This is a genomic window from Pseudomonas arsenicoxydans (assembly GCF_900103875.1).
GTDB lineage: Bacteria > Pseudomonadota > Gammaproteobacteria > Pseudomonadales > Pseudomonadaceae > Aquipseudomonas > Aquipseudomonas arsenicoxydans.
Genome location: NZ_LT629705.1, coordinates 6405579 through 6419705, shown reverse-complemented (window position 1 = coordinate 6419705; position 14127 = coordinate 6405579). Strand labels below are relative to the sequence as shown.

The window sequence follows — 14127 nt, the reverse complement described above, 5'->3', positions numbered from 1 at the left end:
CTAAAGTAAACTAATTTGTCCATTATGGACTTTTAGTTGTCTTGAGCAACATCGAGGCGAAAAAAAAGCGCAGTCCGTTTCCGGCTGCGCCTCTTTCGGTAAAGGCCGTGTTATGGGCGCTTACGCTCAACCGCCCGCAATAGATGCGTCGGCGGCGTTTCACAGCTGATTTTGCGCCCCAGCAACGCCTCGATGGACGGTAGCTGGTAGGAGTCATCTTCACCGGCAAAACTGATGGACACGCCATCAGCGCCTGCGCGACCGGTACGACCGATGCGGTGCACGTAATCGTCCGGGACTTCCGGCAGCGTGAAGTTGATCACGTGGCTGATGCCATCGATGTGGATACCGCGACCGGCGACATCGGTGGCGACCAGGACGCGGATCTTGCCTTCGCGGAAACCTTCCAGGGTCTTGATGCGTTTGTGCTGCGGCACATCGCCAGACAGTTGCGCGGCGTTGACGCCATCACGCACCAGGCGTTCTTCAATGCGCCGCACTTCGTCCTTGCGGTTGGCGAAGACCATCACCCGCTCCCAGCCGTTGTCGTTGACCAGGTTGTAGAGCAGTTTGTATTTGTCGGCGCCGGCCACGGCGTAGATGTGTTGCTCGACGTTTTCGCTGGCCACGTTCTGCGACTCGATCTCGACGATCGACGGGTCGGTGGTCCATTGCTTGGCCAGGTTCATCACGTCTTCGGTGAACGTCGCGGAGAACAGCAGCGTCTGACGCTCGTTCTTCGGTGGCGTCTGGCGAATGATCTGACGCACTTGCGGGATGAAACCCATGTCGAGCATCCGGTCGGCTTCGTCGAGCACCATCACTTCGACCATGTCCAGATGCACGTCGCCGCGCTGGTTGAAGTCGAGCAGACGGCCCGGCGTGGCCACGAGGATGTCGCAATGGCGGGCTTCAAGGTGCTTGAGCTGCTTGTCGAAGTCCATGCCACCGACAAACGTCATGACGTTGAGGCCGGTGTACTTGGTCAGGTCGGCGGCGTCCTTGGCGATCTGCACCACCAGTTCCCGGGTGGGCGCGATGATCAACGCGCGGGGCTCACCCATGTAGCGTTCTTTGGGCGGCGGGGTTTCCAGCAGCTGGGTGATGATCGAAATCAGGAACGCAGCGGTTTTGCCGGTGCCGGTCTGGGCGCGACCGATGGCGTCTTTGCCCGCGAGGGTGAAGCCAAGCACCTGTGCCTGGATCGGCGTGCAGTACGGGAAGCCCAGGTCCTGGATGGCGTGCATCAGTTCCGGGGCGAGTTTGAAATCGTGGAAGCGGGTTTTGCCTTCCAGGGGTTCGACGGCGAAGTCTTCGAGTTTCCACGGGATAACCGGTGCCTTTGGCTTGGGTTCGCGACGTGGTTTCGCAGGTTTCTGGACTTCGCTGCTCGGCTGCTCAGAGGCAACGGCCGGGGCGGATGGGGTGGCCGGTGTGGTCATCGGCTCGTGTTTCGGTGCCGCTACGGTTGCGGTCTGGCCAGGCTGAATACCGTCGGTGCGGTGGCTGGGGATGTGAGACGGAGCGCTGGAGACTGGCGCGAGCTGCTCAGCCTCGCTCTTACCGAACATTTTCTTGAGTGCTTTGAGCACGGTCATCTCATCAATTGGTTAAGGAATGTACGCCGGCCAGTGTAATGCAAGAATCGGGCGCGGCGTAGTGGGATGATCAATGGGCGGTTTTTAACGTCAAGGGTTAACGCAAGCGCTCGGCAAGCCAGACGCCGATGTCGCGAATTTCTTCGGGTAACACTTCGTGACCCATTGGGTATTCCTGCCATGTCACGGTGACACCATGTTGCTTCAAATACTCGTAGGCGGTGCGACCCATGGAGTTTTGCACCACGTCATCGTACTGGCCGTGCAAAGACAGCACGGGAATGCGCTGCTGGCTGGCCGAAAGCTCCAGTTCATCGCTGAAGCTCGGCGCATACGTCGAGAGCGCCAGTACGCCGCCCAACGGTCCCTGCCATTTCAGGAAGGCTGCGTGCAATACCACGGCGCCGCCCTGGGAAAATCCGGCGAGAAAGATCCGCGAAGCGTCTATTCCGCAGGCCTTCTGCTCCTCAATCAAATCAATGACCCGTTGCGCGGACTCTTCCAGCTGCTCGCGACTGATCGCGCGTGCCGGGCTCATGGCCAATATGTCGTACCAGCTGGGCATCTCGTAGCCACCATTAATAGTGACAGCGCGGGTCGGTGCCTGAGGCAGAACGAAACGGGTGCTCAGCAAATTTTCCTGCAGCGCTTCGGCCACGGGCAGGAAGTCGTAGCGGTCGGCGCCCAGGCCGTGCAGCCAGATTACGCAGGCGTCTGCGGGCTTGACGGGTTGAAGAATCAAGGGCTCGGTCATGGCTGCTCCAATAGTGTGCATGCGCTCTCATTGAGTGCGAGATGTGAGTGCGCGTCAGGTTGATCAGTTACGAAGATGTCGCAAGGCTACAAGTTTTGCTATTGACCTGTCGCTGAATCGCTTTAGCGAGCGGTCTGGTACGGGCTTTGCTATGGGAAGCCTGTACTAAAAATCCCACGCCTGTCGGTAACACTATCAGGCCATTGTTAGTGGTGGGATAGCAAAAAATCCGGTGATGGATGTTCGCCAGTGGCCGCTACGGGCTTCGCGAACGTGAAAGGGCTACCGCCCGTTCGGCCGATTGGTGAGAAGTGAGTGGTCCATGATGTGGATTTTCTCCTACTAGACTCATAGCGCAGGTCCTACGTCGGTTGACCCCAAAAAAAACCAACACGGGTCAATTACGCCTCATAAGGGTGCGACTGGACTCAAGCTCCGACACAACAAGAGCAAAACTGGAGGTTTGAATGAAGATGTTGAAATCCACCCTGGCTATCGTGACTGCTGCTGCAGTGCTTGGTGTCAGTGGGTTCGCTCAGGCGGGTGCAACCCTGGATGCAGTGCAGAAAAAAGGTTTCGTACAGTGCGGTGTCAGTGATGGTCTGCCGGGCTTCTCGGTTCCAGACGCTACCGGCAAGATTCTGGGGATCGACGCAGACTTCTGCCGCGCCGTGGCCGCAGCCGTTTTCGGCGACGCGACCAAGGTCAAGTTCAGTCAGTTGAACGCCAAGGAGCGCTTCACCGCGCTGCAGTCTGGCGAAATCGACATCCTGTCGCGCAACACCACCATGACCAGCTCCCGTGATGCGGGTATGGGCCTGAAGTTTCCAGGCTTCATCACTTACTATGACGGCATCGGCTTCCTGGTAAACAACAAGCTGGGCGTCAAAAGTGCCAAGGAACTGGACGGTGCAACCATCTGCATCCAGGCCGGTACCACCACCGAGCTGAACGTTTCCGACTACTTCCGCGGCAACGGTCTGAAGTACACCCCGATCACCTTCGACACCTCCGATGAAAGCGCCAAGTCGCTGGAATCCGGTCGTTGCGACGTACTGACCTCCGACAAATCCCAACTGTTCGCCCAGCGCAGCAAGCTGGCGTCGCCGAAGGACTACGTTGTTCTGCCGGAAACCATTTCCAAGGAACCACTGGGCCCGGTCGTGCGTAATGGCGACGACGAGTGGCTGGCCATCGTGCGCTGGACTGGCTACGCCATGCTCAACGCTGAAGAAGCCGGCATCACTTCGAAGAACGTCGAAGCCGAAGCCAAAGCCACCAAAAACCCTGACGTTGCTCGTCTGCTGGGCACTGACGGCGAATACGGCAAAGACCTGAAAGTGAAGAAAGACTGGGTCGTGCAAATCGTCAAGCAAGTCGGTAACTACGGCGAAGTGTTCGATAGAAACCTGGGCAAGAGCACTCCGCTGGAAATCGACCGCGGGCTGAACGCTCTGTGGAACAACGGCGGCATTCAATACGCACCACCAGTGCGCTGATGGTTCTATCACCCGGTGGGCCAACCACCGGGTGATGTTCTGTTCCATTACATCCGGGGCACTTCATGCAAAATTCAATCGGCGCACCAAAGCAGAGGCTCAGCCTCAGCGATCCCAAAGTGCGTGCGTGGCTGTTTCAGATCATCACCGTTGTGGCGGTGGTCTCGATGGGCTGGTATCTGTTCGACAACACGCAGACCAACCTTCAACACCGGGGCATTACTTCCGGTTTCAGCTTTCTGGAGCGCAGTGCCGGATTCGGCATCGCTCAACACCTGATCGACTACACCGAATCGGACACCTATGCCCGAGTGTTTGTCATCGGCCTGCTCAACACGCTGCTGGTGACCTTTATCGGCGTGATCCTGGCGACGATCCTCGGGTTCATCGTTGGCGTTTCACGGTTGTCGAAGAACTGGATCATCAACAAGCTGGCGACTGTCTATGTGGAAGTCTTCCGCAATATTCCGCCGCTGCTGCAAATCCTGTTCTGGTACTTCGCGGTGTTCCTGACCATGCCGGGGCCCCGCAACAGCCACAACTTCGGTGACACCTTCTTCGTCAGCAGCCGTGGCCTGAACATGCCCGCGGCGTTGGTGGCGGACGGTTTCTGGCCGTTTGTGGCCAGCGTCGTCGTGGCCATTGTCGCCATCGTGCTGATGAGTCGCTGGGCCACCAAGCGCTTCGAAGCAACCGGCGTACCGTTCCATAAATTCTGGGTCGGTCTGGCGCTGTTCCTGGTGATCCCGACGCTGTGCGCGCTGATCTTCGGCGCACCCCTGCATTGGGAAATGCCCAAGCTGCAAGGCTTCAACTTTGTCGGTGGCTGGGTACTGATCCCCGAACTGCTGGCGCTGACCCTGGCCCTGACGGTGTACACCGCGGCGTTTATCGCCGAGATCGTGCGCTCGGGCATCAAGTCGGTCAGCCACGGCCAGACCGAAGCGGCGCACTCGCTGGGTTTGCGCAACGGCCCGACCCTGCGCAAGGTGATCATCCCGCAAGCCCTGCGCGTGATCATCCCGCCGCTGACCAGCCAATACCTGAACCTGGCGAAGAACTCCTCGCTGGCGGCCGGTATCGGTTATCCGGAGATGGTGTCGTTGTTTGCCGGCACGGTGCTGAACCAGACCGGGCAGGCGATCGAAGTCATTGCCATCACCATGAGCGTGTACCTGGCGATCAGTATCAGCATTTCCCTGCTGATGAACTGGTACAACAAGCGCATTGCGCTGATCGAGCGGTAAGGAAAAGCGCATGAGTACTCATACTTTCAAGCCTGATATGCCGCCACCGAGCAAAGTCTTCGGGCCGGTGGCGTGGATGCGCGCGAACATGTTCTCCAGCTGGCTCAACACCCTGCTGACCCTGTTCGCGTTCTATCTGATTTACCTGGTGGTTCCGCCGATCCTGCATTGGGCGATCCTGGACGCCAACTGGGTTGGCACCACCCGCGCCGACTGCACGAAGGAGGGCGCCTGCTGGGTGTTCATCGAGCAGCGCTTCGGCCAGTTCATGTACGGCTACTACCCGCCGGAACTGCGCTGGCGCGTGGACCTGACCGTGTGGCTGGCGGTCATCGGCATCGCACCACTGTTCATCTCGCGTTTTCACCGTAAAGCGGTGTACGGGCTGAGCTTCCTGGTGCTGTACCCGATCATTGCCTACTTCCTGTTGCATGGCGGCATCTTTGGTTTGACCAACGTTGCGACCAGCCAATGGGGCGGCTTGATGCTGACCTTGGTGATCGCCACCGTCGGTATTGCCGGTGCATTGCCACTGGGGATCGTCCTGGCCCTGGGCCGTCGTTCGAACATGCCGGCGATTCGAGTGGTCTGCGTGACCTTCATCGAATTCTGGCGCGGCGTGCCGTTGATCACGGTGCTGTTCATGTCCTCGGTAATGCTGCCGCTGTTCCTGCCCGAAGGCATGAACTTCGACAAACTGCTGCGGGCGCTGATCGGCGTGATCCTGTTCCAGTCGGCCTACGTCGCCGAAGTGGTGCGTGGCGGTCTGCAAGCGATCCCCAAAGGTCAGTACGAAGCGGCCGCCGCGATGGGCCTTGGTTACTGGCGCAGCATGGGCCTGGTGATTCTGCCGCAAGCCCTGAAGCTGGTGATCCCTGGCATCGTCAACACCTTCATTGCGCTGTTCAAGGACACAAGCCTGGTGATCATCATCGGCCTGTTCGACCTGCTCAACAGCGTCAAACAAGCCGCCGCCGACCCGAAATGGTTGGGCATGGCCACTGAAGGCTACGTGTTCGCGGCCCTGGTGTTCTGGATTTTCTGTTTTGGTATGTCCCGCTATTCCATGCATTTGGAACGCAAGCTGGACACTGGCCACAAGCGTTAGGAGTTTTGTCATGAGTGAAGCGATCAAAAAGCCTGTGAGCCCTGAAGGCATTATCCAGATGCAGGGCGTGAACAAGTGGTACGGCCAGTTCCACGTGTTGAAAGACATCAACCTGAACGTCAAGCAGGGCGAGCGTATCGTGCTGTGCGGCCCGTCGGGTTCGGGCAAGTCCACCACCATTCGTTGCCTCAACCGTCTGGAAGAACACCAGCAGGGCCGCATCGTGGTCGATGGCGTGGAGCTGACCAACGACCTCAAGCAGATCGAAGCGATCCGCCGTGAAGTCGGCATGGTGTTCCAGCACTTCAACCTGTTCCCGCACCTGACCATCCTGCAGAACTGCACGCTGGCGCCAATGTGGGTGCGCAAGATGCCCAAGCGCCAGGCGGAAGAAATCGCTATGCATTACCTGGAGCGCGTACGCATTCCGGAGCAGGCGCATAAATTCCCGGGGCAACTGTCCGGTGGTCAGCAGCAGCGTGTGGCGATTGCCCGTGCGCTGTGCATGAAACCGAAAATCATGCTGTTCGATGAACCGACTTCAGCACTCGATCCCGAGATGGTGAAAGAGGTGCTCGACACCATGATCGGCCTGGCCGAAGACGGCATGACCATGCTCTGCGTAACCCACGAAATGGGCTTTGCCCGCACCGTGGCCAACCGCGTGATCTTCATGGACAAGGGTGAAATTGTTGAACAGGCTGCGCCGAACGACTTCTTTGACAATCCGCAGAATGAGCGGACGAAGTTGTTCTTGAGCCAGATTTTGCATTGATACCCTGTTGACTGGTTAAACAAACCCGGCCTCGTGCCGGGTTTTTTACGGGTTGTTGGGTACATATCCGTTTCTGCGGTTATGGCGGCTATTGGTTCCGCTTTTACAGCGGGTCACTTGGAGAAGCGCCAAGTAACCAAGCGCTTTTGCCCCTGACGTTCGGTGCCTCGCTAAGGCTCGGCATGCCCTCGCTCCGGTCCTGCTCCGTGGGCCCGCCGCCATCGGCCATCCATGGCCGGGGGCGGCTAACCCGGCATCCATGCCGGGTTGCCCACTGCGCAGAACCTCCACTCGGCCTTACGAGGGGGCGTGCACCGCCAAAGCAAAACGAGGCGGCCTACGGGCCGACCTGTTTGCTCAACGCTTGCGCGTAGTGGTTACTGATCGTTCCCATGCTCCGCGTGGGAGTGCATCCCGTGACGCTCCGCGTCACCTTGCGCAAGACTCAAGCCTGGTGTCGACAGCGGAACGCAGAGCGTCCCCGGCGGCATTCCCACGCGAAGCGTGGGAACGATCAACAGCACCAGCACCAGCACCAGCAACAGCATCGCGAGCAGGCTCACTCCCACATAAAGCAGAGCAGACCGGCGCGCAGCTTTTGCTCCTCACCACTCATCAGGTCGAGCGTTAGCTCGCCTTTAGCTTTTGATCTTGATCTTGATCTGCCCCGTCGGAAGGCCGAACGCAGGTTCTGCGTAGTGGGTAACCCGGCATGGATGCCGGGTTAGCCGCCCCCGGCCATGGATGGCCGATGGCGGCGGGCCCACGGAGCAGGACCGGAGTGAGGGAATGCCGAGCCTAGGCGAGGCACCGTACGTCAGGGGCGCAAGCGCTTGGTTACTTGGCGCTTTTCCAAGTAACCCGCCGTCAGGGCGGAACCAATAGCCGCCGTTACCCCAAAAACGGATATGTACCCAACCCCAACCCCAACCCCAACCAGCCCAACCCCAAAAGTGAACAACATCACGCTCCACTACCGCTTTTTCACCGTAGTCGGTTGCCGTCCCAAGCGAAGCTGACTAACATGTCAGAAAATTCATCCTATGATTGGATGAAAGGGCGAATTCCATGTCAGACATTTCACCATTAGTTAAGCGATCCCTGGTCGATCAAGCGCTGGACCTACTGCGCCGGCGCATCAATGAAGGCATCTGGGTAGTTGGCCAACGCTTGCCCACCGAACCAGAGCTGTCCGCCGAATTGGGCATCAGCCGCAACACCGTGCGTGAAGCCATGCGCGTGTTGGCGTTTTCCGGTTTGATCGAGATCCGCCAGGGCGACGGCAGCTACTTGCGGGCAGTGGTCGATCCGCTGGACACCCTGAAAGCTCTGTCCCGTTGCTCCCATGAGCAGGCCCGTGAAACTCGGCACATCCTCGAAGTCGAAGCCATCGGTCTCGCCGCGCTACGCAGAACTGATGAAGACCTGGTGGCGTTGCGTGAAGCGCTGGGCATCAGTGGCAGTCATTACCACGGCGATCTCGACAGTTACATCGCCTGCGACCTGGTGTTTCACCGTCGCCTGGTGGACGCCGCGCACAACCCGGCCCTCAGCGAACTGTATCGCTATTTCTCCAGCATCATCGGCGCGCAGTTGCGCCAGACACTGAACATCACTCCTCGACGCCAAGAGGTGTTCGACCTTCATATCGAACTGCTTGATGCGGTCGAACAACGCGACCCGGAACGGGCCAAAGCCTTGTCGAGGCAGTTGATCAATGAACCTTGAAACCGAGAATCCCATGTCCAGCCGCAACAGCAACATTCCTGCGCCCAAGCGCACCGCGGAGCTCGAAGAGCTGCTGATCGACTGCGAGGCCGACGACGAAGCGGTCCAGCAAAGTCACCCGATCCTGCGTCGTCCGTGGCTGTTGCTACTGGGGTTGATTCTGGTGGCGCTGAACCTGCGTCCGGCACTGTCGAGCATGGCGCCGATGCTCAGCGAGGTCTCGAAGACCCTCGGTCTATCGGCGGCCCAGGCCGGTTTGCTGACGACGTTGCCCGTGCTGTGTCTGGGCTTGTTTGCTCCGCTGGCACCCTTGCTCGCGCGGCGTTTTGGCGCCGAACGAGTGGTGTTGGGGATTCTGTTGATGCTGGCCGGCGGGATCATCCTGCGCAGTTCGTTCGGTGAGACCGGCCTGTTTGCCGGCAGTGTGTTAGCGGGCGCTAGCATCGGTGTCATCGGCGTTCTGTTGCCGGGCATCGTCAAGCGCGATTTCCCGAAACAGGCCGGGGCCATGACCGGTGTCTACACCATGGCACTGTGCCTGGGCGCTGCGATGGCGGCAGGCGCGACAGTGCCGCTGAGTGAGCATTTCGACAAGAGCTGGGCCTTGGGTCTCGGATTCTGGGTGGTGCCCGCGTTGGTCGCGGCGATTTTCTGGCTGCCGCAAGTGGGTCAAAAACACGGTTCGCACAACGTTGCATATCGGGTCCGCGGGCTGTTGCGTGATCCGTTGGCCTGGCAAGTGACGCTGTATATGGGCCTGCAATCGTCACTGGCCTACATCGTGTTCGGCTGGTTGCCGTCGATCCTGATCGGTCGCGGCCTGACCCCGACACAGGCGGGCCTGGTGTTGTCGGGTTCGGTCATCATCCAGCTGGCCAGTTCACTGGCGGCGCCTTGGCTGGCTACGCGTGGCAAGGATCAACGGCTGGCGATTGTGGTGGTCATGCTGCTGACGCTCGGTGGACTGTTCGGTTGTCTCTACGCGCCGATCGAAGGCCTGTGGGGCTGGGCGATTCTGCTCGGTCTGGGGCAGGGCGGTGCGTTCAGCCTGGCGCTGACCCTGATTGTGCTGCGCTCACGGGATTCTCACGTCGCGGCCAACCTGTCGAGCATGGCTCAGGGCTTCGGCTACACCCTGGCATCGATGGGGCCGTTCGCGGTCGGTATCGTGCATGACTGGACTGGTGGCTGGACGGCCCTGGGCTGGATCTTCGGCGTCATCGGCCTTGGCGCGATCGTCGCCGGCCTCGGTGCCGGGCGCTCGTTGTACGTTCAGGTCGAAAGCGAAAGGATCTGACCGGCATGCACTGTCGGTATTCCGCCCACGAATGCCGATAGTGTTCCGCGCATTTGTTGATTATCGTGCAGGCAATCCTGCAATCGTTCGGAGCTTGTCCATGAGTGATGCCCACAGCGCATTGATCACCCGATTCTACCAAGCCTTCCAGAGGCTGGATGCCGAGGCCATGAGCGCCTGCTATACCGACGACGTGGTGTTCAGTGATCCGGCATTCGGCGAACTTCGCGGTCGTGATGCTGGTGACATGTGGCGCATGCTCACCACCCGGGCGAAAGATTTTTCGCTGACCTTTGATAATGTGCGAGCCGATGATCGCTCCGGCGGCGCGCACTGGGTCGCGACATACCTGTTCAGCCAGACCGGCAACATCGTGGTCAACGATATTCAGGCGCGCTTCGTTTTTCGCGATGGCAAGATCTGCGAACACCATGACAGTTTCGATATGTGGGCCTGGTCCCGGCAAGCGCTGGGGTTCAAGGGATTGCTGCTGGGCTGGACGCCAGCGGTGAGAAACGCCGTTCGCGCCCAGGCCTTGAAGGGGCTGAAGGCATTCCAGGCCAGTCGCTGATAAGATCGCGGCTTGTTTCCTTTCAAGCCTTGATCGTCACGTGAACACCCTCAGCGAAATCCCTGTCGATGCCGATGCGCCGGTGAGCAAACCCTGGTTCGTCTACCTCGTTCGCGCCGCCAATGGTTCGCTCTACTGCGGGATCAGCGATGATCCCGTGCGTCGATTCGCGACCCATCAACGTGGCAAAGGGGCACGATTCTTCCTCTCCAGTCCTGCCGTGGCCCTGGTTTATACCGAGGTCTGCCGTGACAAAAGCGAAGCGTTGCGTCAGGAACGCTTGATAAAAAAACTCAAGAAAAGCGCCAAGGAATGCCTGGTCGCGAGCGCTGCCACTGGCTTATCAACCTGACTGATAAGTTCCCATCAGGCAGATCTGTAGGCTGCCTGCCGATTGCGCGCTAAGCTGCGGATTCCCTATCCGTGCGGCGGAGCCGAGCATGTCCGAGCTGATTCTTCACAATTACCCGACGTCCCCTTTTGCTGAAAAGGCGCGCTTGTTGCTGGGCTTCAAAGGCCTGTCCTGGCGGTCGGTAAAGATCTCGCCGGTGATGCCGAAACCCGATCTGACCGCATTGACCGGTGGCTACCGCAAGACGCCGGTGCTGCAGATTGGCGCGGATATTTATTGCGACACTTCGTTGATCGCCCGTCGACTGGAGCAGGAAAAAGCCTTGCCGGCATTCTTTCCCGAAGGCCAGGAAATGATTGTCGCGAGCTTCGCTGCCTGGGCCGATTCGGTGGTCTTCCAGCACGCGGTGAGCCTGGTGTTTCAGCCGGAATCGGTCGCCGTGCGCTTCGGCCATTTGCCGCCGGAGGCGATCAAGGCGTTCATCGCCGATCGCGCCGGACTGTTCAGCGGCGGTAGCTCTACGAGGTTGTCCGCCGAGCAAGCCAGACACCAATGGCCGACCCTCATGGCGCGTCTGGAGCAGCAGCTTCAGCGCGAGGAGGGCGACTTCCTGTTTGGCGAGCCGTCGATTGCTGACTTTGCCCTGGCTCATCCATTGTGGTTCCTCAAAGCCACGCACGTGACAGCACCCTTGGTTGATGCGTATCCAGCGGTGTCGGCGTGGTTCGGGCGTGTGATGGGTTTCGGGCACGGCGCGTTCAGCGAGATGACTTCCGAGGAAGCATTGGCCGTGGCGCGCGATGCCACGCCAGCTGCGTTACCGGAGGAGCAATTTGATGAGCCCAATGGTTTTGAAGTGGGTCAACAAGTGGTGATTGCCGCAACCGATTACGGGGTTGACCCTGTGACGGGAGAGCTGTTGTTTGCGGGCCGCGAGGAATTGATTTTGCGCCGTGAAGACGAGCGCGCCGGTGTGGTGCATGTGCACTTTCCGCGTTTTGGCTTCCGCATCGAAAAACACTGACGTACGAAAGGTGGGAGCGAGACTGCTCCCGCCGTTATTTCAGTGCGGCGAGAATTTCGTCCGGGTCATAGCCGCGAATCAACGTGCCATTCACATCGATCAGCGGAATCCCGCGTCCGCCCAGCGCTTCATAGGCCTTGCGTGCCTCGGCGTCCTTCTCGATGTCGAACTCCTTGTACGGAATGCCTTTCTGATCGAGAAAACGCCGGGTCAGTTTGCAGTAGCCACACCAGTCGGTGGCGTAGAGCACGACATTGGCCTTGGCCTGGGTCTGCTCGGACACAACCTGCGAAGGATGGAACACCCGCTCGATCTTGCCCCAGTTCTGATAGACCACGACCACCAGCAGGATCAGCAGGAATTTCTTCAGCACGCCGCCCAACATCAGTTGCGTCGCTTGAGCTGGTCGGTCAGCTGCGTCGGCAAGCCTTTGATGATCAGCGTGCCGGCTTCTTCGTCGTATTCGATCTTCGAGCCCAGCAAGTGCGCTTCGAAGCTGATAGACAGGCCTTCAGCGCGCCCGGTGAAGCGACGGAACTGGTTCAGGGTGCGCTTATCTGCCGGAATCTCCGGGGACAGGCCGTAATCCTTGTTGCGGATGTGATCGTAGAAGGCCTTCGGGCGTTCTTCGTCGATCAATTCCGAGAGCTCTTCCAGGCCCATAGGCTCGCCAAGCTTGGCCTGGCTGCTGGCGTAATCGACCAGGGTCTTGGTCTTCTCGCGAGCCGATTCTTCCGGCAAATCTTCGCTTTCGACGAAATCGCTGAAAGCCTTGAGCAGCGTGCGGGTTTCACCGGGGCCGTCGACCCCTTCCTGGCACCCGATAAAGTCCCGGAAATACTCTGAAACTTTTTTCCCGTTCTTGCCTTTGATGAACGAAATGTACTGCTTGGACTGCTTGTTGTTCTGCCACTCGGACACGTTGATCCGTGCCGCCAGGTGCAACTGGCCCAGGTCGAGGTGCCGGGACGGCGTCACGTCCAGCTGATCGGTCACTGCAACGCCTTCACTGTGGTGCAGCAGGGCGATCGCCAGATAGTCGGTCATGCCCTGTTGGTAGTGTGCAAACAGCACGTGGCCGCCCACAGAGAGGTTCGACTCTTCCATCAGCTTTTGCAGATGCTCGACCGCCACCCGACTGAAGGCGGTGAAATCCTTGCCGCCTTCGAAGTATTCCTTCAGCCAGCCACTGAACGGGTGCGCGCCGGATTCGGCGTGGAAGAAACCCCAGGCCTTGCCTTGTTTGGCGTTATAGCTTTCGTTGAGATCGGCAAGCATGTTCTCGATGGCGCTCGACTCGGCCAGTTCCGAGTCGCGAGCATGGAGAACTGCAGGTGTGCCGTCGGGTTTTTTGTCGATCAGGTGGACGATGCAATGACGGATCGGCATGGGCTTCTCGGCTGATTGAAGCGGCTGGTTGGGGAGAGCAGGGCAGGCTCCCGAAAAAGTGCCAAGTGTACCGCAACCACTGGTTTGGCGCGGCGCGAAGGGCAATTCCCGGGTGTCCAGCGGCGCTTATGCAGTTTTTTGCCGTTTTAGAGCAATAAAGCTGACCAAATGGGTAGCTAGAGGCGGATATTTCCCCGTCTCTGTGCTAGTTTTGCCCGGTCTTACGCGAAGTCACTGCGTTAAGCGTGCATTCAGCATTTGTCAGGTCGAACCAAACCCTGATTTCGGTATCTATAACCCCGATCCCGTGGTTATTGGCCGAGGGTGCCAGATCCAGAAGATCGGGCTCGATGGCTGACACTGCACTCTGCAATCCATATGAATTTGATAGGGAAGGAACACTACATGGCTCTTACTAAAGACCAACTGATCGCCGACATCGCTGAAGCTATCGACGCGCCAAAAACCACCGCGCGTAACGCTCTGGACCAACTGGGCCAAATCGTTGCCGATCAGCTGGAAAACGGCGGCGAAATCACTCTGCCAGGTATCGGCAAGCTGAAAGTGACTGAGCGTCCTGCCCGTACCGGCCGTAACCCTTCGACTGGCGCTGCCATCGAAATCGCTGCCAAAAAAGTTATCAAGCTGGTTGTGGCCAAAGGCCTGACCGACGCTGTTAACAAGTAAGACTTGTTAAAAAAAACCGTGCTCCGGAGCGATCCGGGCACGGTTTTTTTGTGTCTGCGATTCAGTGATTGACCTGCAATGCCCCTAAGTCAATGTGG

Annotated in this window: 14 protein-coding genes; 10 read left to right on the top strand and 4 right to left on the bottom strand. The window is 58.9% G+C overall.

Features of this window, described 5'->3' with window-relative positions; genetic code table 11:
• Positions 1–110: 110 nt before the first annotated feature.
• Both rhlB and BLQ41_RS30015 read right to left on the bottom strand, forming a co-directional pair.
• Positions 111–1598, bottom strand: a complete 1488-nt coding sequence (rhlB, locus tag BLQ41_RS30020; RefSeq protein WP_090188127.1) for an ATP-dependent RNA helicase RhlB — start codon at positions 1596–1598, stop codon at positions 111–113.
• Between the two features lie 97 nt (positions 1599–1695).
• On the bottom strand, positions 1696–2352 hold the full coding sequence (locus BLQ41_RS30015) for an alpha/beta hydrolase (protein WP_090188125.1): 657 nt from the start codon (positions 2350–2352) through the stop codon (positions 1696–1698).
• 467 nt (positions 2353–2819) lie between these two features.
• On the opposite strand from BLQ41_RS30015, the gene BLQ41_RS30010 reads away from it, so the two are divergent.
• From BLQ41_RS30010 to BLQ41_RS29970, 9 genes are all read left to right on the top strand, one after another.
• Complete coding sequence (locus BLQ41_RS30010) at positions 2820–3851, top strand: amino acid ABC transporter substrate-binding protein (protein ID WP_090188122.1); 1032 nt, start codon at positions 2820–2822, stop codon at positions 3849–3851.
• A gap of 65 nt (positions 3852–3916) precedes the next feature.
• On the top strand, positions 3917–5098 hold the full coding sequence (locus BLQ41_RS30005) for an amino acid ABC transporter permease (protein ID WP_090188119.1): 1182 nt from the start codon (positions 3917–3919) through the stop codon (positions 5096–5098).
• A gap of 10 nt (positions 5099–5108) precedes the next feature.
• Entirely contained in the window at positions 5109–6206 is a 1098-nt protein-coding gene (locus BLQ41_RS30000; RefSeq protein WP_090188116.1) for an amino acid ABC transporter permease, read from the top strand.
• 10 nt (positions 6207–6216) lie between these two features.
• Positions 6217–6981, top strand: a complete 765-nt coding sequence (locus BLQ41_RS29995) for an amino acid ABC transporter ATP-binding protein (RefSeq protein WP_090188113.1) — start codon at positions 6217–6219, stop codon at positions 6979–6981.
• Between the two features lie 1068 nt (positions 6982–8049).
• The gene (locus BLQ41_RS29990) at positions 8050–8709 is read left to right on the top strand and encodes a FadR/GntR family transcriptional regulator (protein ID WP_090188111.1); all 660 of its coding nucleotides are present in this window, start codon (positions 8050–8052) and stop codon (positions 8707–8709) included.
• Complete coding sequence (locus BLQ41_RS29985; RefSeq protein ID WP_090188108.1) at positions 8699–10006, top strand: CynX/NimT family MFS transporter; 1308 nt, start codon at positions 8699–8701, stop codon at positions 10004–10006. The genes BLQ41_RS29990 and BLQ41_RS29985 overlap by 11 nt, the downstream gene beginning before the upstream one ends.
• A 100-nt stretch (positions 10007–10106) precedes the next feature.
• The gene (locus BLQ41_RS29980; RefSeq protein ID WP_090188106.1) at positions 10107–10577 is read left to right on the top strand and encodes a nuclear transport factor 2 family protein; all 471 of its coding nucleotides are present in this window, start codon (positions 10107–10109) and stop codon (positions 10575–10577) included.
• A 40-nt stretch (positions 10578–10617) separates the two neighbouring features.
• The gene (locus tag BLQ41_RS29975) at positions 10618–10929 is read left to right on the top strand and encodes a GIY-YIG nuclease family protein (protein WP_090188103.1); all 312 of its coding nucleotides are present in this window, start codon (positions 10618–10620) and stop codon (positions 10927–10929) included.
• Between the two features lie 88 nt (positions 10930–11017).
• Positions 11018–11953 carry a glutathione S-transferase family protein gene (locus BLQ41_RS29970; RefSeq protein ID WP_090188101.1) on the top strand — a complete coding sequence of 312 codons (936 nt, stop codon included), beginning with the start codon at positions 11018–11020 and terminating at the stop codon, positions 11951–11953.
• Positions 11954–11987: 34 nt separating this feature from the next.
• Here BLQ41_RS29970 and BLQ41_RS29965 read toward each other — a convergent pair whose 3' ends face one another.
• Entirely contained in the window at positions 11988–12338 is a 351-nt protein-coding gene (locus BLQ41_RS29965; RefSeq protein ID WP_090188099.1) for a glutaredoxin family protein, read from the bottom strand.
• The gene (gene yejK / locus BLQ41_RS29960; RefSeq protein WP_007944833.1) at positions 12338–13342 is read right to left on the bottom strand and encodes a nucleoid-associated protein YejK; all 1005 of its coding nucleotides are present in this window, start codon (positions 13340–13342) and stop codon (positions 12338–12340) included. Before yejK ends, BLQ41_RS29965 begins: the two co-directional genes overlap by 1 nt.
• A gap of 405 nt (positions 13343–13747) precedes the next feature.
• Between yejK and BLQ41_RS29955 the strand changes: the two genes are divergently transcribed.
• The gene (locus BLQ41_RS29955; RefSeq protein ID WP_007905514.1) at positions 13748–14029 is read left to right on the top strand and encodes an HU family DNA-binding protein; all 282 of its coding nucleotides are present in this window, start codon (positions 13748–13750) and stop codon (positions 14027–14029) included.
• The last annotated feature ends 98 nt before the right edge of the window (positions 14030–14127 follow it).

Excerpts from the sequence above, each read along its gene's own strand:
- BLQ41_RS29985 (WP_090188108.1), top strand. The coding sequence starts at position 8,699 with ATGAACCTTGAAACCGAGAATCCCATGTCCAGCCGCAACAGCAACATT.
- yejK (WP_007944833.1), bottom strand. The coding sequence starts at position 13,342 with ATGCCGATCCGTCATTGCATCGTCCACCTGATCGACAAAAAACCCGAC.
- BLQ41_RS30010 (WP_090188122.1), top strand. The coding sequence starts at position 2,820 with ATGAAGATGTTGAAATCCACCCTGGCTATCGTGACTGCTGCTGCAGTG.
- BLQ41_RS30005 (WP_090188119.1), top strand. The coding sequence starts at position 3,917 with ATGCAAAATTCAATCGGCGCACCAAAGCAGAGGCTCAGCCTCAGCGAT.
- BLQ41_RS29980 (WP_090188106.1), top strand. The coding sequence starts at position 10,107 with ATGAGTGATGCCCACAGCGCATTGATCACCCGATTCTACCAAGCCTTC.
- rhlB (WP_090188127.1), bottom strand. The coding sequence starts at position 1,598 with ATGACCGTGCTCAAAGCACTCAAGAAAATGTTCGGTAAGAGCGAGGCT.
- BLQ41_RS30000 (WP_090188116.1), top strand. The coding sequence starts at position 5,109 with ATGAGTACTCATACTTTCAAGCCTGATATGCCGCCACCGAGCAAAGTC.
- BLQ41_RS29990 (WP_090188111.1), top strand. The coding sequence starts at position 8,050 with ATGTCAGACATTTCACCATTAGTTAAGCGATCCCTGGTCGATCAAGCG.
- BLQ41_RS29995 (WP_090188113.1), top strand. The coding sequence starts at position 6,217 with ATGAGTGAAGCGATCAAAAAGCCTGTGAGCCCTGAAGGCATTATCCAG.
- BLQ41_RS30015 (WP_090188125.1), bottom strand. The coding sequence starts at position 2,352 with ATGACCGAGCCCTTGATTCTTCAACCCGTCAAGCCCGCAGACGCCTGC.
- BLQ41_RS29965 (WP_090188099.1), bottom strand. The coding sequence starts at position 12,338 with ATGTTGGGCGGCGTGCTGAAGAAATTCCTGCTGATCCTGCTGGTGGTC.
- BLQ41_RS29970 (WP_090188101.1), top strand. The coding sequence starts at position 11,018 with ATGTCCGAGCTGATTCTTCACAATTACCCGACGTCCCCTTTTGCTGAA.
- BLQ41_RS29955 (WP_007905514.1), top strand. The coding sequence starts at position 13,748 with ATGGCTCTTACTAAAGACCAACTGATCGCCGACATCGCTGAAGCTATC.